This is a genomic window from Enterobacter sp. Bisph1, from assembly GCF_000814905.1.
Lineage (GTDB): Bacteria > Pseudomonadota > Gammaproteobacteria > Enterobacterales > Enterobacteriaceae > Kosakonia.
Genome location: NZ_JXAG01000014.1, coordinates 1 through 25,469, shown reverse-complemented (window position 1 = coordinate 25,469; position 25,469 = coordinate 1). Strand labels below are relative to the sequence as shown.

The 25,469-nt window shown below is 54.4% G+C and carries 22 protein-coding genes; 11 read left to right on the top strand and 11 right to left on the bottom strand.

Translation table 11 applies throughout. The features are described 5' to 3' along the window. Positions 1–142: 142 nt before the first annotated feature. Positions 143–916, bottom strand: coding sequence for an NAD(+) diphosphatase (nudC, locus tag RW65_RS00575; protein WP_039054710.1), 774 nt, complete (start codon positions 914–916; stop codon positions 143–145). 82 nt (positions 917–998) lie between these two features. Between nudC and RW65_RS00570 the strand changes: the two genes are divergently transcribed. From RW65_RS00570 to RW65_RS00520, 11 genes are all read left to right on the top strand, one after another. Continuing rightward, complete coding sequence (locus RW65_RS00570; RefSeq protein ID WP_039054709.1) at positions 999–1,502, top strand: Rsd/AlgQ family anti-sigma factor; 504 nt, start codon at positions 999–1,001, stop codon at positions 1,500–1,502. Between the two features lie 351 nt (positions 1,503–1,853). Continuing rightward, positions 1,854–3,746, top strand: a complete 1,893-nt coding sequence (thiC, locus tag RW65_RS00565) for a phosphomethylpyrimidine synthase ThiC (protein WP_039054708.1) — start codon at positions 1,854–1,856, stop codon at positions 3,744–3,746. Then, positions 3,746–4,387: a thiamine phosphate synthase gene (gene thiE, locus RW65_RS00560; protein WP_039054707.1), complete on the top strand. Its 642-nt coding sequence runs from the start codon at positions 3,746–3,748 to the stop codon at positions 4,385–4,387. Before thiC ends, thiE begins: the two co-directional genes overlap by 1 nt. After that, positions 4,374–5,132 carry a HesA/MoeB/ThiF family protein gene (locus RW65_RS00555; RefSeq protein WP_039054706.1) on the top strand — a complete coding sequence of 253 codons (759 nt, stop codon included), beginning with the start codon at positions 4,374–4,376 and terminating at the stop codon, positions 5,130–5,132. Before thiE ends, RW65_RS00555 begins: the two co-directional genes overlap by 14 nt. Then, positions 5,113–5,313, top strand: a complete 201-nt coding sequence (gene thiS / locus RW65_RS00550) for a sulfur carrier protein ThiS (RefSeq protein ID WP_039054705.1) — start codon at positions 5,113–5,115, stop codon at positions 5,311–5,313. The genes RW65_RS00555 and thiS overlap by 20 nt, the downstream gene beginning before the upstream one ends. A gap of 1 nt (position 5,314) precedes the next feature. Beyond that, the gene (gene thiG, locus RW65_RS00545; protein WP_039054704.1) at positions 5,315–6,085 is read left to right on the top strand and encodes a thiazole synthase; all 771 of its coding nucleotides are present in this window, start codon (positions 5,315–5,317) and stop codon (positions 6,083–6,085) included. Next, complete coding sequence (gene thiH, locus RW65_RS00540; protein WP_039054703.1) at positions 6,082–7,245, top strand: 2-iminoacetate synthase ThiH; 1,164 nt, start codon at positions 6,082–6,084, stop codon at positions 7,243–7,245. Before thiG ends, thiH begins: the two co-directional genes overlap by 4 nt. A 134-nt stretch (positions 7,246–7,379) precedes the next feature. Beyond that, entirely contained in the window at positions 7,380–8,912 is a 1,533-nt protein-coding gene (locus RW65_RS00535) for a sensor domain-containing diguanylate cyclase (protein ID WP_039054702.1), read from the top strand. A gap of 144 nt (positions 8,913–9,056) precedes the next feature. Then, positions 9,057–9,362 carry a PTS sugar transporter subunit IIB gene (locus tag RW65_RS00530; protein ID WP_039054701.1) on the top strand — a complete coding sequence of 102 codons (306 nt, stop codon included), beginning with the start codon at positions 9,057–9,059 and terminating at the stop codon, positions 9,360–9,362. Between the two features lie 4 nt (positions 9,363–9,366). Further along, on the top strand, positions 9,367–9,684 hold the full coding sequence (locus tag RW65_RS00525) for a PTS lactose/cellobiose transporter subunit IIA (RefSeq protein WP_039054700.1): 318 nt from the start codon (positions 9,367–9,369) through the stop codon (positions 9,682–9,684). 138 nt (positions 9,685–9,822) lie between these two features. Continuing rightward, positions 9,823–10,854, top strand: coding sequence for a helix-turn-helix domain-containing protein (locus RW65_RS00520; protein ID WP_039054699.1), 1,032 nt, complete (start codon positions 9,823–9,825; stop codon positions 10,852–10,854). Here RW65_RS00520 and RW65_RS00515 read toward each other — a convergent pair. The 10 genes from RW65_RS00515 to tuf form a co-directional block, all read right to left on the bottom strand. After that, the gene (locus RW65_RS00515) at positions 10,820–11,845 is read right to left on the bottom strand and encodes an alpha/beta hydrolase family protein (protein WP_039054698.1); all 1,026 of its coding nucleotides are present in this window, start codon (positions 11,843–11,845) and stop codon (positions 10,820–10,822) included. The two genes, RW65_RS00520 and RW65_RS00515, sit on opposite strands and share 35 nt — an antisense overlap. A 146-nt stretch (positions 11,846–11,991) precedes the next feature. Then, entirely contained in the window at positions 11,992–16,215 is a 4,224-nt protein-coding gene (gene rpoC / locus RW65_RS00510; RefSeq protein WP_039054697.1) for a DNA-directed RNA polymerase subunit beta', read from the bottom strand. A 76-nt stretch (positions 16,216–16,291) separates the two neighbouring features. Beyond that, entirely contained in the window at positions 16,292–20,320 is a 4,029-nt protein-coding gene (rpoB, locus tag RW65_RS00505; protein WP_039054696.1) for a DNA-directed RNA polymerase subunit beta, read from the bottom strand. Positions 20,321–20,643: 323 nt separating this feature from the next. Then, positions 20,644–21,012: a 50S ribosomal protein L7/L12 gene (rplL, locus tag RW65_RS00500; protein ID WP_039054695.1), complete on the bottom strand. Its 369-nt coding sequence runs from the start codon at positions 21,010–21,012 to the stop codon at positions 20,644–20,646. A gap of 66 nt (positions 21,013–21,078) precedes the next feature. Continuing rightward, a complete protein-coding gene (rplJ, locus tag RW65_RS00495; RefSeq protein WP_039054694.1) occupies positions 21,079–21,576 on the bottom strand; it encodes a 50S ribosomal protein L10 in 498 nt (165 codons plus the stop codon). Positions 21,577–21,934: 358 nt separating this feature from the next. After that, complete coding sequence (gene rplA, locus RW65_RS00490) at positions 21,935–22,639, bottom strand: 50S ribosomal protein L1 (RefSeq protein ID WP_039054693.1); 705 nt, start codon at positions 22,637–22,639, stop codon at positions 21,935–21,937. A gap of 3 nt (positions 22,640–22,642) precedes the next feature. After that, entirely contained in the window at positions 22,643–23,071 is a 429-nt protein-coding gene (gene rplK / locus RW65_RS00485) for a 50S ribosomal protein L11 (protein ID WP_002438627.1), read from the bottom strand. A 141-nt stretch (positions 23,072–23,212) separates the two neighbouring features. Continuing rightward, on the bottom strand, positions 23,213–23,758 hold the full coding sequence (nusG, locus tag RW65_RS00480; RefSeq protein ID WP_006816549.1) for a transcription termination/antitermination protein NusG: 546 nt from the start codon (positions 23,756–23,758) through the stop codon (positions 23,213–23,215). A 1-nt stretch (position 23,759) separates the two neighbouring features. Next, the gene (secE, locus tag RW65_RS00475) at positions 23,760–24,143 is read right to left on the bottom strand and encodes a preprotein translocase subunit SecE (protein WP_003033128.1); all 384 of its coding nucleotides are present in this window, start codon (positions 24,141–24,143) and stop codon (positions 23,760–23,762) included. A gap of 228 nt (positions 24,144–24,371) precedes the next feature. After that, positions 24,372–25,469, bottom strand: a 1,098-nt coding sequence (tuf, locus tag RW65_RS00470; protein WP_052250246.1) for an elongation factor Tu, incomplete at its 5' end; no start/stop codon positions are given.

Below are 25,469 nucleotides of genomic sequence, written 5' to 3'. Positions count from 1 at the left end.
AGGCCGCCATTATATACTCTAAATAATGCGCGTTGCATGAAGGCGGCAACGCGCTCATTCCCCCGAAGCGGAAATCAGTACGTGGCCGGGGTGAACGACGAAAGCCAACGCACAGGCAGGTAAAGCGTGACGGGTAACAACCTTATTCGTCGTCTGCCCGACACAGCGCCACCGTATCCTCGATCAGTCGGCGCGCCACAGTGCCCGGCGGCGGGAGCAGCGGCAGATTGTCATAGCGATACCAGCCCGCATCGAGCAATTCCTTTGGATCGATTTTTATTTCACCGCTGTCATATTCCGCCATAAAAGCGGTCATTAACGATTGCGGAAAGGGCCAGGGTTGGGAAGTGACGTAGCGAAGGTTTTTCACCTTAATGCTGCTCTCTTCCATCACTTCGCGCGCAACGGCCTGCTCCAGGGTTTCGCCCACTTCGACAAACCCGGCAAGCACGGTGTAAATACCGTTACGATGGCGCGTATGCTGCGCCAGCAAAATGGAGTCATCGCGGCGGATGGCAACAATAATGCAGGGAGCGATTTGCGGGTAATAGCGTTCCCGGCAGTGATCGCAGAGCATCGCCCACTCGGTTTTACTGGGGCGCATAGTGTGGCCGCAGTAACCACAAAACTGGTGGGAACGGTAAAATTCCGCCAGCTGTACGCCGCGCCCGGCGAGCTGAAACAGCCCGACATCCTGATCGATAAGCAGACGAACGGATCCCATCTCCTGCCGTCGATTCTGGCGGATCATCCATACCGCTTCGCCTTGCCACTCACCGATGTGTAGCGCGCTCTGTCCCGCAAGATCGAAATTTCCTGCCGTGCCATGTGGTAATTCTCCACCGGGCAACCATAATTTTTGTTCATGGCTGACGATCCACCAGCCCCGATCGTGTGCTTCAATTATACGTACCATTTGCTGCATACCTTCGCTTTACGGGCATGTTATTAATATTATTATTACATCGTTTTGAACTTACATATTTGCGGAGCCATTTATGCTGAACCAGTTAGAAAGCCTGACTGAGCGCGTTAGGGGAAATAACAAACTTGTCGACCATTGGCTGCAAGCACGTAAGCAACTTCTTGTTTCTTATTACAATCTGGTTGGCATTAAACCTGGCAAAGGATCCTACATGCAGCTTAACGAAAAAGCGCTGGACGATTTTTGCCACAATCTGGTTGAGTATCTCTCCGCCGGTCACTTCAACATTTATGAACGCATCATTAACGATTTGGAAGGGAGTAGCCCACTTTTTGCGGCGACTCAGCTTTACCCGATGCTGAAAGCCAATACTGAAGAAATCATGAACTATTACGACTCCAGTTTAGAAAATGCCATCGATGATGATAACTGTCTGGAGTTCCAGCAGGCGCTCTCCGATATTGGCGAAGCGCTGGCTGCCCGCTTTACTCTTGAAGACAAGTTAATCGTGCTGGCCATTGATAACAACCTCAACGATAGCGCCAATGACGAAAGGGGCATGGCGCGACCCGCTTGAGTTCTTAAACAGTAACGCGTAATTTAAAAGTCGTTCCCCGTCTGCGGACGGGGTTTTTCTTGTCGGAGTGCCACTGTTTTACACCCGCGCTTTCGCGCTGTGTCAAAGCGGCAAATCTGTGAATCCTGAGCTTCTTTGCCGGATAAACAGCTGCTGCCCACGCAGACGCAGTGTGAAAGATAAAGTGTAACAAGGCTGAGACCGTTAATTCGGGATCCGCGGAACCTGATCGGGTTAACACCCGCGTAGGGAACAAGAGTAATCCATCTACATCAGCCACCCTTGCGGGCGGTTTGCTGCCATTACTCCATCCGTCGTCTGACAAGCCATCTCATAATTATGGAATGAGCTATGTCTGCAAAACTTACACGCCGTGAACAACGCGCCCAGGCGCAACACTTCATCGACACGCTGGAAGGCACCGCTTTCCCCAACTCCCACCGTATCTATATCACCGGCTCGCAGCCTGATATTCGCATTCCGATGCGCGAAATCAGGCTCAGCCCGACGCTTGTCGGTGGCAGTAAAGAGCAGCCGCAGTATGAAGAGAACGAAGCGGTGCCGGTGTATGACACCTCTGGCCCCTATGGCGATCCTGATATCGCTATCGACGTGCGGCAAGGGCTGGCGAAGCTACGTGCGCCGTGGATTGCCGCCCGCGATGACAGCGAAACCCTCAACCAGCGCAGCTCCGCTTATACCAATGAACGGCTGGCGGATGACGGCCTCGACGAACTGCGTTTTCGCGGATTACTGACGCCGCGCCGCGCCAAAGCGGGCCAGCGGGTCACGCAATTGCACTATGCACGCCGGGGAATTATCACGCCGGAGATGGAGTTTATCGCCATTCGCGAAAATATGGGCCGCGAGCGCATTCGCAGCGAAGTGCTGCGCCAGCAGCATGCGGGCGAAGGCTTTGGCGCGCGACTGCCACAAAACATCACCCCAGAATTTGTACGCGATGAAGTCGCCGCCGGGCGGGCGATTATTCCGGCCAATATTAACCACCCGGAATCGGAGCCGATGATCATTGGCCGTAATTTCCTGGTGAAGGTCAACGCCAATATCGGCAACTCGGCGGTCACCTCGTCCATTGAAGAAGAGGTGGAAAAACTGGTCTGGTCAACGCGCTGGGGCGCGGATACGGTGATGGATTTGTCCACCGGGCGCTATATTCACGAAACCCGCGAATGGATCCTGCGCAACAGCCCGGTGCCCATCGGCACCGTACCGATCTACCAGGCGCTGGAGAAGGTTAACGGCATCGCCGAAGATCTCACCTGGCCGGCGTTTCGCGATACGCTGCTTGAGCAGGCGGAGCAAGGTGTTGATTACTTCACTATCCATGCGGGCGTGTTGCTGCGCTATGTGCCGATGACCGCCCGGCGCCTGACGGGGATTGTTTCGCGCGGCGGTTCGATTATGGCGAAGTGGTGCCTCTCCCATCATCAAGAGAACTTCCTCTATACCCACTTTCGCGAGATCTGCGAAATCTGCGCTGCTTACGACGTTTCCCTCTCTCTCGGCGACGGTCTGCGTCCAGGCTCGATTCAGGATGCTAACGACGAAGCGCAGTTTGCCGAACTGCATACCCTGGGCGAACTAACCAAAATCGCCTGGGAGTACGATGTTCAGGTGATGATCGAAGGTCCGGGACATGTGCCGATGCAGATGATCCGCCGCAATATGACGGAAGAACTGGAGCACTGCCACGAAGCACCGTTTTATACCCTCGGGCCGCTTACCACCGATATCGCGCCGGGTTATGACCATTTCACCTCCGGCATTGGCGCGGCGATGATCGGCTGGTTTGGCTGCGCGATGCTCTGTTACGTCACACCGAAAGAGCATCTTGGCCTGCCGAATAAAGAGGATGTAAAACAGGGGCTGATCACCTACAAAATCGCCGCTCACGCCGCCGATCTGGCTAAAGGCCATCCGGGGGCGCAAATCCGCGACAACGCGATGTCAAAAGCACGCTTTGAATTTCGCTGGGAAGATCAGTTCAACCTGGCCCTCGACCCGTTCACCGCCCGCGCCTACCACGATGAAACCCTGCCGCAGGAGTCGGGCAAAGTCGCGCACTTCTGCTCAATGTGCGGGCCGAAATTCTGCTCAATGAAAATCTCCCAGGAAGTGCGTGATTACGCGGCAACCCAGGCGATTGAAGTCGGCATGGCGGATAAATCCAGCGACTTTCGCGCCCGTGGCGGCGAGATCTATCTCAAGCAGGAGGAGATCTGATGTATCAACCCGATTTCCCACCGGTGCCCTTTCGTCTCGGGCTTTACCCGGTTGTTGATAGCGTTGAATGGTTATCCCGCTTACTGGAGGCGGGGGTGCGTACTTTGCAGCTGCGCATCAAAGATCAACGTGAAGAAGAGGTGGAAGCGGATATAGCAGCAGCAATCGACCTTGGTCGTCGCTATCACGCGCGACTGTTTATCAATGATTACTGGCAACTGGCCATTAAACATCGGGCGTATGGCGTGCACCTCGGTCAGGAAGACCTGCAAACCACTGACTTAAAAGCCATTCGCGCTGCGGGCTTACGCCTGGGCGTTTCCACCCATGACGATATGGAAATCGATGTGGCGCTGGCGGCGCGCCCCTCTTATATCGCGCTGGGTCATGTTTTTCCTACCCAAACCAAACAGATGCCTTCCGCGCCGCAGGGGCTGGAGCAGCTGGCACGCCATATTAAGCGGCTGGGGGATTATCCGACGGTAGCCATTGGCGGCATTAGCCTTGACCGAGCAGCCGATGTGCTGGCCACGGGGGTGGGGAGCATTGCGGTGGTCAGCGCCATTACCCAGGCGGACGACTGGCAGCAGGCAACCCGGCAACTGCTGGAACTGGCGGGGGTGGGCGATGAACGATCGTGATTTTATGCGCTACAGCCGACAGATCCTGCTGGAAGAGATTGCCATTAGCGGGCAACAAAAGCTGTTTGCCAGCCGGGTATTGATTGTCGGGCTGGGCGGTTTGGGCGCACCGGCGGCGGTTTACCTGGCGGGCGCGGGAGTCGGCACGCTGGTGATGGCGGATGACGATGCGGTGCACCTGAGCAACCTGCAGCGACAGATTTTGTTTACCACTGAAGATATCAACCTGCCAAAAACCCTGGTGACGGCGCAGCGCCTGCACCGGCTGAACCCGGATATTGAACTGATTACCCTGCAGCAGCGCTTAAGCGGCGAGGCGCTGCAACAGCAGATTCAGCAGGCCGATGTGGTGCTCGACTGTAGCGACAATATGCAGACGCGTCAGGCGATCAACGCGGCCTGTGTGGCGCTGGAAACGCCCCTTATCACCGCCAGCGCCGTCGGTTTCGGCGGTCAATTACTGGTGCTTACGCCGCCCTGGCAACAAGGTTGCTACCGCTGCCTGTGGCCGGACGACGGCGAGCCGGAACGAAACTGCCGCACCGCCGGAATTGTCGGGCCGGTGGTCGGCATTATGGGCGCTATGCAGGCGCTGGAGGCAATCAAGCTGATCAATGGCCTGCATACCACCAGCGGGGAACTGCGCTTGTTCGATGCCCGCACCAATATCTGGCGCACGCTGGCGCTCAATGCTTCCCGCCAGTGCCCGGTTTGTGGAGGGCGGCATGCAGATACGCTTCAATGACGAACCGATGAATGGCGTTGTCGGATTGACGGCCGCCGCGCTGCTGGCGCGGCTCAATCAGCTTAAACCCGGTGTCGCGCTGGCCGTTAATCAACAGATCCTGCCGCGCGAGCAGTGGGAAAACTACCTTGTGCAGGACGGCGATAGCCTCCTGCTGTTTCAGGTTATCGCGGGGGGCTGAGATGTTACGTATTGCAGATAAAATTTTCACGTCACGGTTATTTACCGGCACGGGGAAATTTGCCACGCCAGCGTTGATGGTAGACGCGATTCACACCTCGGGCAGCGAACTGGTTACGCTGGCGATGAAGCGCGTCGACCTGCGCCAGCACAGCGATATGCTGTTGCAACCGCTGCTCGCTGCCGGGGTAACATTGCTGCCGAATACTTCCGGGGCGAAAAACGCCGAAGAGGCGATTTTCGCCGCCCAACTGGCACGGGAAGCGCTCGGCACCCGCTGGTTAAAACTGGAAATTCACCCGGATGCCCGTTGGTTGCTGCCCGACCCTATTGAAACCTTGCGCGCGGCGGAGAAGCTGGTGCAAATGGGCTTTGTCGTGCTGCCTTACTGCGGTGCCGATCCGGTACTGTGCAAGCGGCTCGAAGACGTGGGCTGCGCGGCGGTGATGCCTCTCGGCGCGCCAATTGGCTCTAACCAGGGGCTGGAAACCCGTGCGATGCTGGAAATTATCATCGAGCAGGCGACGGTTCCGGTAGTAGTGGACGCCGGTATCGGCGCGCCCAGCCATGCGACCCAGGCGCTGGAGATGGGCGCGGATGCGGTGTTGGTGAATACGGCGATTGCCGTCGCCGACGATCCGGTAACCATGGCGCGGGCTTTTCGGCTGGCCGTTGAAGCCGGAACGCTGGCCCGCCAGTCGGTGCCGGGCGCGCGCCAGCGTTATGCTGAGGCCACCAGCCCGCTGACCGGTTTCCTCGAGGTTTCGCCATGAGCGCCTTTACCGAGCGCTGGCGGGAACTGGACTGGGATGATATTCGCCTGCGCATTCACAGTAAAACCGCCGCCGATGTCGAACGCGCCCTGAGTGCCCGCCAGCCGACGCGCGAGGATATGATGGCGCTGCTCTCTCCTGCCGCCGCCGATTTTCTTGAGCCGATGGCCCAGCGCGCGCAGCGGCTTACCCGCCAGCGCTTTGGCAATACCGTCAGTTTCTATGTTCCCCTTTATCTCTCTAATCTCTGCGCCAACGACTGTACCTATTGCGGCTTTTCGATGAGTAATCATCTGAAGCGCAAGACGCTGGATGAGCAGGAGATTGCACGTGAGTGCGCGACGATCCGCGAGCTGGGGTTTGAGCATTTGCTGCTGGTTACCGGTGAGCATCAGGGAAAAGTCGGCATGGACTATTTTCGCCGTCATCTGCCGGCGATCCGCCGCCAGTTCGCCTCTGTACAGATGGAAGTTCAGCCCCTGTCTCAGGCGGAGTATGCCGAACTGAAGACGCTCGGGCTTGATGGCGTAATGGTTTACCAGGAGACCTATCACCAGAGTCAGTATGCGCGTCACCATCTGCGCGGCAACAAGCAGGATTTCTTCTGGCGGCTGGAGACGCCGGACAGGCTTGGCCGCGCGGGGATCGATAAGATTGGGCTGGGCGCATTAATGGGTCTTTCCGATAGCTGGCGGGTCGATTGTTATATGGCTGCGGAACATCTGCTCTGGCTGCAACAGCACTACTGGCAGAGCCGCTATTCCGTCTCGTTTCCCCGTTTGCGCCCGTGCGCTGGCGGAATTGCTCCCGCATCGATAATGGATGAGCGACAGCTGGTGCAAACCATCTGCGCGTTTCGTCTGCTGGCACCTGATACGGAACTCTCTTTGTCCACGCGCGAATCGCCCCACTTTCGCGATAATGTCATCCCGCTGGCAATCAATAACGTCAGCGCGTTTTCTAAAACGCAGCCGGGGGGATATGCGGACAACCATCCGGAGCTGGAACAATTTGCGCCCCATGACGCGCGCCGTCCTCAGGAAGTGGCCGATGCGCTGATCGCTCGCGGACTACAGCCGGTCTGGAAAGACTGGGATAGCTGGCTGGGGCGCGCGCCGCAAAAAAGCAGCGAAGCGCGGATAAATCCCTCTTCGGCCTAATCTCTGGGCCGTACCACGGGCGCGGATTACACCGCGCCCGATTTTCATACCTCACCTGCTTTCGCGTTTCAGATACGCGATCCGCCGCACGCCCCCTATACTGTTAGCTGTCACTTTCCTGCATGTTCAAGGACATGAAAATGCACAGTAAACAGCTCTCTTTTACCAGGCCGATCCTGTTCAGCCTGAGCGGCATATTCCTCAGCTTTGTGATTATCGCCGTAATGATCATCATCGGCATGCGAAGAGAGGCGCTGGATGAGTATCACGATGTTAATCGCAACTTTGTGCATAATCTGGCGGTGAATTACACTCAATCGATTCTGCATGAGAATGATTATGTCCTTAATCACGCTGCGGCGTTCTTTGCGCGTGATGACCAACTCAACGCCAGCGTCTCCGGCGATCGGGAAAAAGGGTTAAAACTGCTGATGCAGATGCTGGCGCTAATACCGTCGGTTTCCTCCATTTCTATCGCGAATACCGGAGGCGATTATTTACATGCACCGCAGGTGATGAGTAGTGAAACGGTTAACGCCAGTACGCGCCCGTGGTTTGTCCATCAGGCGGAAGCCAGCATGTTTAATCACTACACGCAGAGTTACACTGATTTACTAACCGGTAATCCGACGGTAACTATCTTTAAACCGGTTATTGCCCCCGATGGCAAGCTAAAAGGGACGCTCGCTTTTCATCTGGATTTAGCATCCATGGGCTTTACCCTACGAACTGTACAATCCCCTATGCCAGGTGATTTTTTTATCGTCGACGCTGAAGGCAAAGCGATACTGCATCCGGAGACGGGCGCGCTGTTCAAAACGCGAATCAGCCCGGCTTTACTTGCGGAGATGAACAGCGGCGAAGGGCAGCTGTACGATAAAAGCAGTGCTACCTGGTATTACTACTACTCATTTACCCATCCAGAATGGTTTGTTATCTATAAAGTTTCTGCCAGCACGATTGATACCCGAGCTCGCCATCAGAGCCTGCTTGTCGGCTGGGGATTCACCACGGCGGCAGTAATGATCATCCTGTTCGGCCTTTATTTAAGCCACAGCGCACGCACGGTGCTCATTAATATTATTAATGCGATAAAAACCGGTGATGTCGAGCACGCGCCACGCCTGGAAGCGATGCTCAGCAAGGCCATTGAGAGCAGTAAAGAGCGGGAAAAGACGTGGGTGCGTCAGGCAACAATGGATGCGCTGACCAACTGTAAGAACCGCCGCGCCTTTGATGCTGATACGGCCGCGCTGATAAACGATCACCAGCCGTTTGCTCTGGCGCTGGTGGACATTGATAACTTCAAATCCATCAACGATACATGGGGCCATTTGAATGGCGATATCGTGCTGCGCAACGTGGCGCGAGAAGGTATTCAAATCATGCAGCCGCAGGGCATTTCGCTCTATCGCTACGGTGGGGAAGAGTTTGCGGTGATTTTCCCCCACGCGCATATTGAAAATGCGCTGGCGCTACTGGAACAGTGGCGAATGAATGTGGCGAACCGAACCTGGCGGGAAAAAGATTTGGCAGTCACTTTTAGCGCCGGGCTGGGGGAATGGAATATGGAGCCGCTGAACCAGCTGGTCGCTCGTGTAGATGAAGCGCTGTATAAAGCGAAAAAACAGGGTAAAAACCGGATTCTGCGGATAAATCATAGGTAAGCTGACAAAACGAGTTCTGGTTGCAACCGGTTTCATTCACGGAGGGATTCTTTGTGATGCCCTACACACAATCGCCGTAAAGCGGTTGTTGAACCGGACCGCGCGGGCTAATTATCACCTACTCCATCACTACCGAGGCTGACTATGAAAAACATCGTTTTATGCTGTGCAGCGGGTATGTCTACCAGTATGTTGGTGCAACGTATGAAAGACGCGGCGCAGAAAAAAGGCGTCGAAGTCTCTATCAAAGCGGTGCCTGTTGCAGACTTTAAAGATGAAATCGCCACAGCGGATATTGTGTTACTCGGGCCGCAGGTGAAATACGAGCAGGCGAAATTGCAGGCGCAGGCAGAACCGCTGGGCAAGAAAGTGGCGGTGATCGACATGATGGATTACGGCATGATGAAAGGCGATGTCGTGCTGGAAAAAGCCCTTAAGCTACTGGAGTGACTGCGTGGAAGAGTTAGAAACCATCATTATGGAATTGCTGGTTAACGCCGGTGCCGCCCGTAGCGCAGCGTTAACCGCCCTGCAGATGGCGCGCAAAGGCGATTTCGCCGACGCTGAAAAGGCGATGGTCGAGTCGCGGGAATTTGTGAAAGCCGCGCATAAAATACAAACGCAATTGATCGGGCTGGATGAAGGCACCGGTAAGCTGCCGGTGAATTTGATCACCGTCCACTCCCAGGATCATCTGATGAACGCAATGGTGATTCAGGATCTGGCGGGGGATATGATTGAGCTGTATCGGCGCTTGCCGCCGCGCGATTAACACCCCGCTATAAAGCAATGAATCTGCCCGCCTGTGTCGGGCATTTTTTTGTCCCGCCAAAAGTAGTGATGTGTTTTTCATACCGTTTTATGGCACAACATGTCATTGATTGCTGTTTGCTGCGACCTCAGGTGATTTGTGCCAGCCATTCCGTTTCCTTTTTTTACCCTCGCTTTGCTGCTGATTCTGCTGGTAAAAGTGTGCTTGCAACCTGCGCAAGAGGTACGTAACACGGCGCTTTTTATCGCCGGTTGCGCAGTGTTGGTATTGTTGACTGCCCTGCGCTGGCAGTTCGATTTGCGAATTTTACGTCAGATGCAATCAACTATCGCCATTTGCCTGCCTGCACTGGCGTGGTACTGCTTCGCCTCTTTCACCGCCCACCAGCGCCGGAAAACGTTACTGCTCTGCTTGCTGCCCCCTTTGCTGGCGCAATTAGTCCAGCTGGCGGTCCCTGCGATAACGGATACGGTACTGATGCTAATTTATGTGGGCTATGGTATCGCCTTAATCATGACTGCCCGGCAGGGTGCGGACGCGCTGGTGTTTGCGCGCCTGAGTGAAGCCAACAGGACTTCCCGTATGGCGCTGCTTGCGGGTGGCTTCCTCTGCTTTTCCGCCCTGACGGATCTGGCGATTGCGCTGGATTTTTACCTTTACCAGGGCCAGCAGGCGCCGCAGCTGGTCGCCCTTTCGCAAGCGATTTTGCTGCCCTTTATCTGCCTGGCGATTGTCTTTCGCGGTAAAACGTTGCCCGAAGCGCGACCTGCCGCGACTGAGAGCCGCAAAGCAGATGAGCGAAACGAGGATCTGCTTACGACCTGCCAGCACATTGAAAACCGTGTGCGCGAGGGCCAGCTTTTCCTGAACGCCGATCTGACGCTAAATACCTTATCCCGAAAACTGGGCGTACCGGCCCGCCAGATCTCGCAGGCGGTGAATCAAACGCGCGGCTGTAACGTCTCGCAATGGATTAACCACTTTCGTATCGATCATGCCCGGCAGCTATTGCGTCATACGGATGCATCCGTCACGGCGATCATGCTGGACTCGGGATTTGCTACCAAGTCTAACTTTAATCGCGAGTTTATTCGCATTACCGGGATGAACCCGACGGAATATCGCCAGGCGGCAGTTAATCCGCCAGCGCCTGGCGCAGAAAAGCCGTGATTTGATAAAGCAGACGTTGATGTATTGCTTCCCGCTTCGCCGCTGGCCCATCCTCGCAGACAATGCCTTCTCCCGGATCCTGCGCCTCAATTAATTCCACCGCGCCCGGCTTACACAATTGCATAAAACTAAAATGCGTCGCGCCATCAACTTTGCTATAGCGCTGCCGGGCGGCAGGAATATTGTCCGCCAGATAGCCTGATTCGAGGCGATCGGGCAGCGCATCGCTATCCGCCTGTGCGGCCATAATAAGCACCGGAATCGCTATCTGACGCAGGCTTTCCGGCGTAAAACCGCGCGCCAGTCCCAAATCGAGAGAAACAACCGCCTTGATGCGAGGGTCGCGCATATCTGCCGCCAACTTATCGCCGGCTAAAGGCCGGTCGATACCCAGCGTTGAGGTAAGTTTACAGCTCGACAACGCGGCATGCTGCTGGCAATCAGTGACAAAGCGGCGGCTATCGAAACGCCCGCCTGCCAGTTCCATCACTGTCCATCCCCCCAGCGAGTGACCCAGCGCGGCAATACGCCGTGAATCAACCCTTCCGGCCCAATCAGCGTTTTCCAGCAGTGTGTTCAGTACGGCGCGCAGATCCTGCGGGCGCAGCCAAAGTTGTTGCGCATCCTGCGGTGTTTTATTACGCGTCGTGGTTCCCGGATGATCGGGCGCGGCGACGATATAACCCTGCTCTGCCATCCGCTGCGCCAGCCAGTTCAAATTGCGCCAGTTCCCGCCATAACCGTGGGAAATTAATAACAGCGGGTGAGCGCCCGGCGCGGGTTTCGCGTCGCGCAATACTGAGGTTCCGCGAAAGGCGGGATTCTCCCCTACCGTTTCCGTCATGCCGTGTTGGTCGGTGGGATACCAGACGGCGACATTGAGCGGACGCTGGGTATTTTCATTGATGCGCAGCTGGCGAAAAGCGGTTTCGGCTTGCGCCGTCACACTGATTGCCACAGTGAACCACAGAAGAAAAAGGCGTAAAGACATAGTACGTTCCTGGTGTGTTATCAGAGGGTCTGATTCTGCAACCACGGCCCATACAGCGCGTCCTGAAACGCGATCGAGGTCTTAAAAGATGAATTTTGGACGTAAAAAAACCCGCCGAAGCGGGTTTTTATTAGCTTAAGGCACGATTACTCGTTGTCGGAACCGCCCAGACCTGCGTTCAGCAGTTCTGCCAGGCTTGCAGAAGCATCTTCTGCAGTGACCTGCGGTGCTGCCGGCAGTTCGCCAGCGGCGCGACGGCGCATACGATCCTGGTGGTACGCATAACCGGTACCGGCCGGGATCAGACGACCCACGATAACGTTCTCTTTCAGGCCGCGCAGTTCGTCGCGTTTGCCCGCAACGGCTGCTTCGGTAAGCACACGAGTGGTCTCCTGGAACGATGCCGCGGAGATGAAGGACTCGGTTGCCAGAGACGCTTTGGTGATACCCAGCAGATCGCGTGCATAGGTTGCACTGATTTTGCCGTTCGATTCGAGGTCGCGGTTAGCGATCTTGACGCGAGAGTATTCAACCTGCTCACCTTCGAGGAAGTCGGAACTTCCTGCATTAACGATGGTGGCTTTACGCAGCATCTGACGAACGATAACTTCGATGTGCTTATCGTTAATCTTAACGCCCTGCAGACGGTAAACGTCCTGCACTTCGTTAACGATGTAACGAGTTACCGCGTGAACGCCACGCAGACGCAGAATGTCGTGCGGCGCTTCCGGACCGTCGGAAACCACGTCACCGCGTTCTACGCGCTCACCTTCGAACACGTTAAGCTGACGCCATTTCGGAATCATCTCTTCGTACGGATCGCTACCGTCAACCGGGGTAATGACCAGACGGCGTTTACCTTTGGTCTCTTTACCGAAGGAGATAATACCGCTGATTTCCGCCAGGATTGCCGGCTCTTTCGGACGACGTGCTTCGAACAGGTCAGCAACGCGCGGCAGACCACCGGTAATATCCTTGGTACCGCCGGATTCCTGCGGAATACGTGCCAGGGTGTCACCAGAGCTGATCTGTACGCCATCTTCCAGCTGAACAATCGCTTTACCCGGCAGGAAGTACTGGGCAGGCATATCGGTGCCTGGAATCAGTACGTCGTTGCCATTGGCATCAACGATTTTCAGTGCCGGACGCAGGTCTTTACCACCCGCGGTACGTTCTGCAGAATCCAGAATCACCAGCGAAGAGAGACCGGTCAGTTCGTCGGTCTGACGTGTAATCGTCTGGCCGTCGATCATGTCGGTGAAGCGGATGAAACCGTTCACTTCGGTGATAACCGGCATGGTGTGCGGATCCCAGTTTGCAACAGTTTCACCGCCAGCAACCTGCTCGCCATCACCCTTCGCCATCACAGAACCGTAAGGCACTTTATAGCTTTCTTTGGTACGACCGAATTCGTCGATCAGTTTCAGCTCGGTGTTACGGGAGGTGATAACCAGTTTACCGCTGGAGTTAACAACCGACTTCGCATTGCTCAGGCGGATGCTACCTTTGTTTTTCACCTGGATGCTGGATTCAGCAGCCGCACGCGATGCCGCACCACCGATGTGGAACGTACGCATTGTCAGCTGTGTACCCGGCTCACCGATGGACTGTGCCGCGATAACGCCGATAGCTTCACCTTTGTTGATGATGTGGCCACGCGCCAGGTCACGACCATAGCAGTGCGCACATACACCAAAGTCGGTGTCACAAGATACAACGGAGCGTACTTTCACGCTGTCAACGGAGTTGACTTCCAGCAGGTCACACCACTGTTCGTTGAGCAGGGTGTTACGCGGAACCAGAATATCAGCGGTACCCGGTTTCAGAACGTCTTCAGCGGTTACACGACCCAGAACGCGATCGCGCAGCGGCTCTTTAACGTCGCCACCTTCGATAACCGGCGTCATGGTGATGCCTTCCAGCGTGCCACAGTCGTCTTCGGTAACCACCAGATCCTGCGCAACGTCAACCAGACGACGCGTCAGATAACCGGAGTTCGCCGTTTTCAGTGCGGTATCCGCCAGACCTTTACGCGCACCGTGCGTGGAGATGAAGTACTGGAGTACGTTCAGACCTTCACGGAAGTTCGCGGTGATCGGCGTTTCGATGATGGAGCCATCCGGCTTCGCCATCAGACCACGCATACCTGCAAGCTGACGAATCTGAGCGGCGGAACCACGCGCACCGGAGTCGGCCATCATGTAGATGCTGTTAAAGGAAACCTGCTGCTCTTCAACGCCGTCACGGTTAATAACGGTTTCAGTCTGCAGGTTATCCATCATCGCTTTGGAGACGCGATCGTTCGCCGCAGCCCAAATATCGATAACTTTGTTGTAGCGTTCGCCAGCGGTTACCAGACCAGACTGGAACTGCTCCTGAATCTCAGCAACTTCCGCTTCCGCTTCGCTGATGATCTCGTGTTTTTTCTCCGGGATCACCATGTCATCGATACCAACGGATGCACCTGAACGCGCTGCATAAGCAAAGCCGGTGTACATCGTCTGGTCAGCGAAAATAACGGTCGGTTTCAGGCCCAGAATGCGGTAACAGGTGTTCAGCATTTTGGAGATCGCTTTCTTGCCCAGCGCCTGGTTGACGATGGAGAAAGGCAGACCTTTCGGTACGATCATCCACAGAATGGCACGGCCAACGGTCGTGTCTTTCAGGCTGGTGGTCGCAACGAATTCGCCGTTAGCGTCTTTTTCGTATTCGGTGATACGCACTTTAACGCGCGCATGCAGAGAGGCCAGGCCAGCGCGATAAATACGCTCAGCTTCTTTCGGGCCAGTCAGCACCATGCCTTCGCCTTTGGCGTTAACACAGTCACGGGTCATGTAGTACAGACCCAGTACAACGTCCTGAGACGGAACGATAATAGGCTCGCCGTTCGCCGGAGACAGGATGTTGTTGGTAGACATCATCAGCGCACGCGCTTCGAGCTGGGCTTCCAGCGTCAGCGGTACGTGAACAGCCATCTGGTCACCATCGAAGTCGGCGTTATATGCCGCACAAACCAGCGGGTGCAGCTGGATAGCTTTACCTTCGATCAGTACCGGTTCAAATGCCTGAATACCCAAACGGTGCAGGGTTGGTGCACGGTTCAGCAGTACCGGGTGTTCGCGGATAACTTCGTCCAGGATATCCCAAACGACAGCTTCTTCGCGCTCAACCATTTTCTTCGCGGCTTTGATGGTGGTGGCGAGGCCACGCAGTTCCAGCTTGCCGTAAATGAACGGTTTGAACAGCTCCAGCGCCATTTTCTTCGGCAGACCGCACTGATGCAGACGCAGGTATGGACCTACGGTGATTACAGAACGACCGGAGTAGTCAACACGCTTACCGAGCAGGTTCTGACGGAAACGACCCTGTTTACCTTTGATCATATCGGCCAAAGATTTCAGCGGACGTTTGTTGGAACCGGTGATCGCACGACCGCGACGGCCGTTATCCAGCAGGGCGTCAACCGCTTCCTGCAGCATACGTTTTTCGTTGCGTACGATAATGTCCGGCGCCGCCAGGTCCAGCAGGCGTTTCAGACGGTTGTTACGGTTGATCACGCGACGATACAGATCGTTCAGATCCGACGTTGCGAAACGACCACCGTCCAGCGGAACCAGCGGACGCAGATCCGGCGGCAGCACTGGCAGCACGGTCAGGATCATCCACTCCGGCTTGTTACCAGACTGTACGAAGGCTTCCAGCAGTTTGATACGCTTGGTCAGCTTCTTACGTTTGGTTTCGGAGTTGGTTTCGTTCAGCTCTTCGCGCAGCTGTTCGCACTCTTGCTCCAGATCCATGCTTTTCAGCAGGGCCTGAATAGCTTCGGCGCCCATTTTCGCGTCGAATTCGTCACCGAACTCTTCCAGCGCGTCCAGGTACTGTTCTTCGGTCAGGATCTGGTTACGTTCCAGATTGGTCATACCGCCTTCGATAACCACATAGGATTCGAAGTACAGAACACGTTCGATATCGCGCAGCGGCATATCCAGCAGCAGGCCGATACGGGACGGCAGAGATTTCAGGAACCAAATGTGGGCGGTCGGAGACGCCAGCTCAATGTGGCCCATGCGCTCACGACGCACTTTAGTCTGGGTCACTTCAACGCCGCACTTCTCACAAATCACACCACGGTGTTTCAGGCGCTTGTACTTACCGCACAGGCACTCGTAATCTTTTACTGGCCCGAAAATACGCGCACAGAAAAGGCCGTCACGTTCAGGTTTGAACGTACGGTAGTTAATGGTTTCCGGCTTCTTAACTTCACCAAAAGACCATGAACGGATCATGTCTGGCGAGGCCAGAGCAATTTTGATCGCATCAAACTCTTCGGTTTTAGTTTGCGCTTTCAGAAACTTTAATAAGTCTTTCACGGATTTGCTCCCGTCGGAGTTAGCACAATCTGGCGCCGGGTATTACCCCGGCACCAGTGACCTGTTTGAGCGAGAGTTACTCGTCTTCCAGCTCGATGTTGATACCCAGCGAACGAATCTCTTTCAACAGTACGTTGAAGGACTCAGGCATACCCGGCTCCATCTGATGGTTGCCGTCCACGATGTTTTTATACATCTTGGTACGACCGTTCACGTCATCAGACTTAACGGTGAGCATTTCCTGCAGGGTGTATGCGGCGCCGTATGCTTCCAGCGCCCACACTTCCATCTCCCCGAAGCGCTGACCACCGAACTGCGCCTTACCACCCAGCGGCTGCTGAGTAACCAGGCTGTAAGAACCGGTAGAACGCGCATGCATCTTGTCATCAACCAGGTGGTTCAGTTTCAGCATGTACATATAGCCAACGGTAACCTGGCGCTCGAACTGCTCACCGGTACGACCGTCGAACAGTGTGATCTGACCGGAAGTCGGCAGGCCACCCAGCTGTAACAGTTCCTTGATTTCAGACTCTTTCGCACCGTCGAAGACCGGCGTGGCGATCGGCATACCTTTACGCAGGTTTTCCGCCAGACGCAGAACCTCATCATCGCTGAAGGTGCTCAGGTCGACTTTCTGACGCACGTCAGCGCCCAGATCGTACGCACGCTGGATGAATTCGCGCAGTTTCGCGACTTCCTGCTGCTGTTTCAGCATGGCGTTAATCTTGTCGCCAATACCTTTCGCAGCCATACCCAGGTGAGTTTCAAGGATCTGACCGATGTTCATACGAGACGGTACGCCCAGCGGGTTCAGTACGATGTCTACCGGCGTGCCGTTTTCATCGTAAGGCATATCTTCGATCGGGTTGATCTTAGAGATAACACCCTTGTTACCGTGACGACCTGCCATTTTATCACCAGGCTGGATCTGACGTTTAACGGCCAGATAAACCTTAACGATTTTCAGCACGCCCGGTGCCAGATCGTCGCCCTGCGTGATTTTGCGGCGTTTCGCTTCGAGTTTTTTCTCGAACTCGTGTTTCAGTTCGTCATACTGCTCAGCCAGCTGTTCCAGCTGATTTTGTTTCGCTTCGTCGGTCAGGCCGAGTTCCAGCCAGCGGTCACGCGGCAGCTTGTCGAGCTTCTCAGCTTCAACGCCGCCGGAAACCAGCACGGTGTGGATACGGCTAAACAGGCCAGCTTCAAGGATCTGCAGTTCTTCAGACAGGTCTTTCTTGGCCTGTTTGAGCTGCATCTCTTCGATTTCCAGCGCACGTTTGTCTTTTTCCACGCCATCGCGGGTGAAGACCTGAACGTCAATAACGGTACCGGAAACGCCGTTCGGTACGCGCAGAGAAGAGTCTTTAACGTCAGACGCTTTCTCACCGAAGATCGCGCGCAGCAGTTTCTCTTCTGGCGTCAGTTGGGTTTCACCTTTCGGCGTTACCTTACCAACCAGAATGTCGCCGCCGGTCACTTCCGCACCGATATAGACGATACCGGATTCATCCAGTTTGGAGAGCGCAGCTTCACCCACGTTCGGGATATCAGCGGTGATCTCTTCCGGCCCCAGCTTGGTGTCACGGGACACACACGCCAGTTCCTGGATGTGAATAGTGGTGAAACGGTCTTCCTGGACAACACGCTCGGAAACGAGGATGGAGTCTTCGAAGTTGTAACCGTTCCACGGCATGAACGCTACGCGCATGTTCTGACCGAGCGCCAGTTCACCGAGATCGGTGGACGGGCCATCTGCCAGCACGTCGCCGCGCTCAATCGGTTCGCCCAGATAGACACACGGCATCTGGTTGATGCAGGTGTTCTGGTTAGAACGGGTGTATTTGGTCAGGTTGTAGATGTCGATACCCGCTTCGCCCGGGTACATTTCGTCTTCGTTAACTTTGATAACGATACGAGAAGCATCCACGTACTGAACGGTACCGCCACGTTTAGCCACCGCGGTTACACCGGAGTCAACGGCAACAGCACGTTCCATACCGGTACCCACCAGCGGCTTGTCAGCGCGCAGAGTCGGAACCGCCTGACGTTGCATGTTCGCACCCATCAATGCACGGTTGGCGTCATCGTGTTCCAGGAACGGAATCAGGGACGCACCGACAGAAACCACCTGCTGGGTGGAAACGTCCATGTAGTCAACCTGGTCTGCGCTAAACAGGCTTGATTCGCCTTTGCTACGGCAGGTCACCAGATCGTCTACAAAACGACCTTCTTCTGTCAGGTTGGTGTTCGCCTGAGCGATAACGTAGTTACCTTCTTCAATAGCAGAAAGGTAATGGATCTCGTCAGTCACCACACCGTCAGTCACTTTACGGTACGGCGTTTCGAGGAAACCGTATTCGTTAGTCTGCGCATACACGGACAGGGAGTTAATCAGACCGATGTTCGGACCTTCAGGCGTTTCGATAGGACATACACGACCGTAGTGAGTCGGGTGTACGTCTCGAACTTCAAAGCCTGCGCGTTCACGGGTCAGACCGCCTGGGCCGAGTGCGGAGATACGACGTTTGTGCGTAATCTCGGACAGCGGGTTGTTCTGGTCCATAAACTGAGACAGCTGGCTGGAACCAAAGAACTCTTTAACGGCTGCAGAGATAGGCTTGGCGTTGATCATGTCCTGCGGCATCAGGGTATCCAGATCGCCGAGAGACAGACGCTCTTTCACCGCACGTTCTACACGTACCAGGCCAACGCGGAATTGGTTTTCCGCCATTTCGCCAACGGAACGGATACGACGGTTGCCGAGGTGGTCGATATCATCCACTTCACCGATGCCGTTACGGATACCGATGAGCTTTCTCATCACTTCGATGATGTCTTCTTTGCTCAGGATACCGGAACCTTCAATGCTGTCGCGCAGCAGAGAACGGTTGAACTTCATGCGGCCAACCGCAGAGAGATCGTAACGGTCTTCAGAGAAGAACAGGTTCTCGAACAGGCTTTCAGCCGCTTCGCGAGTCGGCGGCTCACCCGGGCGCATCATGCGGTAGATTTCTACCAGCGCGCTCAGACGATCGTTGGTTGGGTCGACGCGTACGGTTTCAGAAATGTACGGGCCGTGGTCCAGATCGTTGGTGAACAGCGTTTCGATACGTTTGTGACCAGACTGGCTCAGTTTCGCCAGCAGATCGAGGGACAGCTCCATGTTGGCCGGGCAGATAAGCTCGCCAGTGGAGGCGTCAACGTAGTCTCTAGCCGCAACTTTGCCAGCGATGTATTCAACCGGAACTTCGATATGCTGAATTTCGTCTTTTTCAAGCTGACGAATGTGGCGCGCGGTGATGCGGCGGCCTTTTTCAACGTACATTTTGCCGTTTGCTTCGATATCGAAGGAAGCCGTTTCGCCACGCAGGCGTTCCGGCACCAGTTCCATCTGCAGCTTGTTGTCGCGGATTTCAAAAACGACTTTTTCAAAGAACAGATCGAGAATCTGCTCAGTGGTGTAGTTCAGCGCGCGCAGAATAATGGTCGCCGGCAGTTTACGGCGGCGGTCAATACGCACGAACAGGTTGTCTTTCGGGTCGAACTCAAAGTCCAGCCATGACCCACGGTAAGGAATAATACGTGCGTTATAAAGCACCTTACCAGAAGAGTGGGTTTTACCCTTATCGCTGTCAAAGAAGACGCCAGGGCTACGGTGCAGCTGAGAAACGATAACGCGCTCAGTACCGTTGATAACAAAGGTACCGTTGTCGGTCATGAGCGGAATTTCGCCCATGTAGACTTCTTGTTCTTTAATGTCTTTAACGGTGCCTTCCGGCGCTTCGCGCTCGTAGATCACCAGACGCAGTTTTACGCGCAGCGGAGCGGAGTACGTTACGCCACGGATCTGACACTCTTTAACATCAAATACAGGTTCGCCAAGACGGTAGCTGACGTATTGCAGTTCCGAATTGCCGCTGTAGCTTTTAATCGGAAACACGGAGCGGAATGCCGCTTCCAGACCGTACTGACCTTCAGGATCTTGCTCGATAAATTTCTGAAACGAGTCAAGCTGGATAGAAAGGAGATATGGGACATCCAGTACTTGTGGACGTTTACCAAAATCCTTACGAATACGTTTTTTCTCGGTATAGGAGTAAACCATAGGGTTCCTCAGCTCGCTGACAAGTCGACCCACTCTGCCCGTCGAATGGACAGTTTATGCAACACTATTTTTTTAGACCGGAAAGTGGAGCACTTTCCGCAATGCTTGTTGCTATCACGCTTAAATCATTTCATTGCGGTTTACACAGAAAAGCGTTTCTGTCGCAGTATATTAAGTCGTCGATAGAAACAAGCATTGTAAAGGATACTGATAGTTAAACAGTGTGAAACGCTACCGGTACCTTCTACAGCGCAAAAAGGCTGGTGACCGAAAAGTCACCAGCCATCAGCCTGATTTCTCAGGCTGCAACCGGAAAGGTTGGCTTATTTAACTTCAACTTCAGCGCCAGCTTCTTCCAGAGATTTTTTCAGAGCTTCAGCGTCATCTTTGCTCACGCCTTCTTTCAGAGCGGCCGGAGCAGATTCTACCAGGTCTTTAGCTTCTTTCAGACCCAGGCCAGTTGCGCTACGTACTGCTTTGATAACAGCAACTTTGTTAGCGCCAGCGGCTTTCAGAATAACGTCGAATTCAGTTTTCTCTTCAGCAGCTTCAGCAGCCGGGCCAGCAGCAACAGCTACAGCGGCAGCAGCAGAAACACCGAATTTTTCTTCCATTGCAGAAATCAGTTCTACAACGTCCATTACGGACATAGCGGCAACTGCTTCAATGATTTGATCTTTAGTGATAGACATTTAAATTGTTCCTGAATATCAGAATAAGTTTATACGTAAGCGAATGCTTGATGAAGAAAATTGCGATTAAGCAGCTTCTTTCGCATCGCGTACAGCAGCCAGAGTACGAACCAGTTTGCCAGCAGAGGCTTCTTTCATGGTTGCCATCAGGCGTGCAATTGCTTCTTCGTATGTCGGCAGGGTTGCCAGGCGATCGATTTGCGATGCCGGGATCAACTCACCTTCAAAGGCAGCGGCTTTGACCTCAAATTTTGCATTCGCTTTCGCGAACTCTTTGAACAGACGAGCAGCAGCGCCCGGGTGTTCCATAGAGTATGCAATCAGGGTCGGACCAACGAACGCGTCTTTCAGGCACTCGAATACGGTACCTTCAACAGCACGGCGCAGCAGGGTGTTACGAACAACACGCATGTAAACGCCAGCTTCGCGACCTGCTTTACGCAGTTCGGTCATTTTATCTACGGTAACGCCACGGGAATCCGCAACAACCGCAGACAGCGCGCCTTTGGCTACTTCGCTGACTTCAGCAACAATCGCTTGTTTGTCTTGAAGATTTAAAGCCATTAGCTTTGCTCCTGGATGTTTGCCAGGGCTCATGCCCTGGAACTCACTTCACTCTTCTCAACGAGGAGAGCGTCTTAATACGGTGAGCAGAAACAAGCCAAAGAGTACTTTAAAAATAATCTTTAGGTTCTGTCACCGTCTACGCAGGGAATTAAGCTTCTTTCGAAACACCTGCGGTCTTCGACGGAGGCCTGGATTAGGCCAGGCTCCAACGAACAATTCTTTTTCTGTCGCTATTCACGCTCTGGCGGCGTTGATTGCCGTGCCTTTGCGTGAATATTACAGATATACGCCTGCATAAGCAGAATACGTGGGGGGAAGATTGTAGACAAATCCACCACCCACGTAAAGACGTATATTAGTTAGCGACTGCGTTCAGACCAGCCTGGTCTACCGCAACGCCCGCACCCATGGTGGTGGAGAGGCTAACTTTCTTGATGTACACGCCTTTTGCCTGAGACGGTTTTGCTTTTTTCAGCGCAACCAGCAGAGACTCCAGGTTTTCTTTCAGTTTGTCAGCGTCAAAGTCCACTTTACCGATAGTGGTGTGGATGATGCCGTTTTTGTCGTTACGGTAACGAACCTGACCCGCTTTAGCATTTTTAACTGCTTCAGCAACGTTCGGCGTTACGGTACCCACTTTCGGGTTCGGCATCAGGCCGCGCGGACCAAGAACCTGGCCCAGCTGACCAACAACGCGCATTGCATCCGGGGAAGCAATAACAACGTCGAAGTTCATTTCGCCTTTCTTGATCTGGTCAGCCAGATCTTCCATACCTACCAGCTCAGCGCCAGCTGCTTTAGCAGCTTCAGCGTTCGGGCCCTGGGTAAATACGGCTACGCGTACAGAACGGCCAGTACCGTGCGGCAGTACGGTTGCACCACGTACGTTCTGGTCAGATTTACGCGCGTCGATGCCGAGGTTAACGGCAACGTCTACGCTTTCTACGAATTTAGCAGTGGCCAGCTCTTTCAGCAGAGCAATGGCTTCGTTGATGTCGTACTGTTTGGTCGCATCAACTTTGTCACGGATCACGCGCATGCGCTTGGTCAGTTTAGCCATTTCTTAATCCTCCACTACCAGGCCCATGGAACGCGCAGTACCTTCGATTGAGCGAGTCATCGCTTCAATGTCAGCACCGGTCATGTCCGCGGCTTTAGTCTGAGCAATTTCCTGCACCTGAGCGCGGGTTACTTTGCCCACTTTGTCTTTGTTCGGCTTGCCGGAACCAGACTTGATACCAGCCGCTTTCTTCAGCAGAACTGCTGCCGGAGGCGTTTTGGTAACGAAAGTGAAGGAGCGGTCAGCGTAAACGGTAATAACAACCGGAATCGGCAGACCTTTTTCGATGGAATCAGTTTTGGCGTTGAACGCTTTACAGAATTCCATGATGTTAACGCCCTGCTGACCCAGAGCCGGACCAACCGGTGGGCTCGGGTTTGCCATGCCAGCTGCAACCTGCAGCTTGACGTAGGCCTGGACTTTCTTAGCCATTGAAATTTCCTCGTGTGGGTATAGCGCCCCGAAAGGCTTCCCATGTTTAAAATCGTTTTACGGATACGCGATCCATAAAAACAAAAGGCGCGAAATTGTATGTCAATTTCACGCCTTGTGCAACGATTGATCGCCGTTTATTTAGGCTTTTTCGACCTGGCTGAAGTCCAGCTCTACCGGGGTCGCACGACCGAAGATAGAAACGGAAACTTTCAGGCGCGACTTCTCGTAGTCCACCTCTTCAACCACACCGTTAAAGTCGGCAAACGGACCATCGCTAACGCGGACCATTTCACCCGGTTCAAACAGCGTTTTCGGACGCGGCTTATCACCCACCTGCTGCAGGCGGTTCATAATCGCATCGACTTCTTTATCGCTGATCGGTGCCGGACGATCGGACGTACCGCCGATGAAGCCCATGACGCGTGGAACGCTGCGTACCAGGTGCCAGCTGGCGTCATTCATTACCATCTGGACAAGCACGTAGCCGGGGAAGAATTTACGTTCGCTTTTGCGACGCTGGCCGCCACGGATTTCGACCACTTCTTCGGTCGGTACCATGACTTCGCCAAACAACTCTTCCATGTTGTGTAATTTGATATGCTCACGCAGCGACGTCGCTACGCGGCCTTCAAAACCGGAAAACGCCTGAACGACGTACCAGCGCTTTTTAGGAGCTTCAGACATCTCAGAACCTCAGGCCAGTGATAAAGGAAACCAGACGGACCAGAATACCATCCAGTCCCCACAGGATCAGTGACATGACTGCGGTAACCGCAGCCACGATCAGCGTGGTGTGCAACGTTTCCTGACGAGTGGGCCAAATCACTTTACGTACTTCGGTTCTCGCTTCACGGGCAAAAGCAACGGTCGCCTTCCCCTTCGTCGTCAACAGCGCGACACCACCTGCTGCAGCAATCAGAATTACAACTGCCAGCGCGCGGAGCGGCAGCATCATGTCACGATAAAGATAGTTGCCAACGATAGCCACGAGCAGCAGTACAGCAACAACAACCCACTTCATCGCTTCCAGGCCGCGCCCGCTCCCTTGAGCTTCGGTATTCGCACTCATAAACCAACCTGTCACAAGAATTCAGACAAACATTTTTGCCCCGCATAAGCGAGGCAACCAAACCGAAATGCTCTGGCGAGATTCGGACTAACGCCCTCTTCAGAGCCTGTCTCAGCAATGATTATGACAAAAAAAATCACTGATGAGCCAGGTTCTGGTTCGAAAGCGTACAAAAAGGGCATCAAATGATGCCCTCTTCTTGCGCATTGCGTCAAATGTTATCAGCGATTAGCTGAGAACTTTTGCTACAACGCCCGCGCCAACGGTACGGCCGCCTTCACGGATTGCGAAACGCAGACCATCGTCCATCGCAATCGGGTGAATCAGGGTAACAACCATTTTGATGTTGTCGCCCGGCATTACCATCTCAACGCCTTCCGGCAGTTCGATGGTGCCAGTCACGTCAGTTGTACGGAAGTAGAACTGCGGACGGTAGCCTTTGAAGAACGGAGTATGACGGCCGCCTTCGTCTTTGGACAGGATGTACACTTCAGATTCGAATTTGGTGTGCGGCTTGATGGAACCCGGCTTAGCCAGTACCTGACCACGTTCGATTTCTTCACGTTTGATACCACGCAGCAGAACACCAACGTTCTCACCAGCACGGCCTTCGTCCAGCAGTTTGCGGAACATTTCAACGCCGGTACAGGTTGATTTCGCGGTATCTTTGATACCAACGATTTCAACTTCTTCACCAACCTTGATGATACCGCGCTCTACACGACCGGTAACAACGGTACCACGACCGGAGATGGAGAATACGTCTTCGATCGGCAGCAGGAACGGCTTGTCAATCGCACGTTCCGGTTCCGGGATGTAAGAGTCCAGGTGACCAGCCAGTTCGATGATTTTCGCTTCCCACTCAGCGTCGCCTTCCAGCGCTTTCAGAGCAGAACCACGTACGATCGGGGTGTCGTCGCCCGGGAAATCGTACTGAGACAGCAGTTCACGAACTTCCATCTCAACCAGTTCCAGCAGCTCTTCGTCATCAACCATGTCGCATTTGTTCAGGAACACGATGATGTACGGAACGCCTACCTGACGACCCAGCAGGATGTGCTCACGAGTCTGCGGCATCGGGCCGTCAGTCGCAGCAACAACCAGGATCGCGCCGTCCATCTGCGCAGCACCGGTGATCATGTTTTTAACATAGTCGGCGTGGCCCGGGCAGTCTACGTGTGCGTAGTGGCGAGACGGGGTGTCATATTCAACGTGAGACGTGTTGATGGTGATACCACGTGCTTTTTCTTCCGGCGCGTTATCGATCTGGTCGAATGCGCGAGCAGAACCACCGTAGGTTTTTGCCAGAACGGTAGTGATTGCAGC

What these genes read in the sequence shown, in the direction of transcription:
- nudC (WP_039054710.1), bottom strand. Translation starts at nt 916, where the DNA reads ATGGTACGTATAATTGAAGCACACGATCGGGGCTGGTGGATCGTCAGC.
- RW65_RS00570 (WP_039054709.1), top strand. Translation starts at nt 999, where the DNA reads ATGCTGAACCAGTTAGAAAGCCTGACTGAGCGCGTTAGGGGAAATAAC.
- thiC (WP_039054708.1), top strand. Translation starts at nt 1,854, where the DNA reads ATGTCTGCAAAACTTACACGCCGTGAACAACGCGCCCAGGCGCAACAC.
- thiE (WP_039054707.1), top strand. Translation starts at nt 3,746, where the DNA reads ATGTATCAACCCGATTTCCCACCGGTGCCCTTTCGTCTCGGGCTTTAC.
- RW65_RS00555 (WP_039054706.1), top strand. Translation starts at nt 4,374, where the DNA reads ATGAACGATCGTGATTTTATGCGCTACAGCCGACAGATCCTGCTGGAA.
- thiS (WP_039054705.1), top strand. Translation starts at nt 5,113, where the DNA reads ATGCAGATACGCTTCAATGACGAACCGATGAATGGCGTTGTCGGATTG.
- thiG (WP_039054704.1), top strand. Translation starts at nt 5,315, where the DNA reads ATGTTACGTATTGCAGATAAAATTTTCACGTCACGGTTATTTACCGGC.
- thiH (WP_039054703.1), top strand. Translation starts at nt 6,082, where the DNA reads ATGAGCGCCTTTACCGAGCGCTGGCGGGAACTGGACTGGGATGATATT.
- RW65_RS00535 (WP_039054702.1), top strand. Translation starts at nt 7,380, where the DNA reads ATGAAAATGCACAGTAAACAGCTCTCTTTTACCAGGCCGATCCTGTTC.
- RW65_RS00530 (WP_039054701.1), top strand. Translation starts at nt 9,057, where the DNA reads ATGAAAAACATCGTTTTATGCTGTGCAGCGGGTATGTCTACCAGTATG.
- RW65_RS00515 (WP_039054698.1), bottom strand. Translation starts at nt 11,845, where the DNA reads ATGTCTTTACGCCTTTTTCTTCTGTGGTTCACTGTGGCAATCAGTGTG.
- rpoB (WP_039054696.1), bottom strand. Translation starts at nt 20,320, where the DNA reads ATGGTTTACTCCTATACCGAGAAAAAACGTATTCGTAAGGATTTTGGT.
- rplL (WP_039054695.1), bottom strand. Translation starts at nt 21,012, where the DNA reads ATGTCTATCACTAAAGATCAAATCATTGAAGCAGTTGCCGCTATGTCC.
- rplJ (WP_039054694.1), bottom strand. Translation starts at nt 21,576, where the DNA reads ATGGCTTTAAATCTTCAAGACAAACAAGCGATTGTTGCTGAAGTCAGC.
- rplA (WP_039054693.1), bottom strand. Translation starts at nt 22,639, where the DNA reads ATGGCTAAACTGACCAAGCGCATGCGCGTGATCCGTGACAAAGTTGAT.
- rplK (WP_002438627.1), bottom strand. Translation starts at nt 23,071, where the DNA reads ATGGCTAAGAAAGTCCAGGCCTACGTCAAGCTGCAGGTTGCAGCTGGC.
- nusG (WP_006816549.1), bottom strand. Translation starts at nt 23,758, where the DNA reads ATGTCTGAAGCTCCTAAAAAGCGCTGGTACGTCGTTCAGGCGTTTTCC.
- secE (WP_003033128.1), bottom strand. Translation starts at nt 24,143, where the DNA reads ATGAGTGCGAATACCGAAGCTCAAGGGAGCGGGCGCGGCCTGGAAGCG.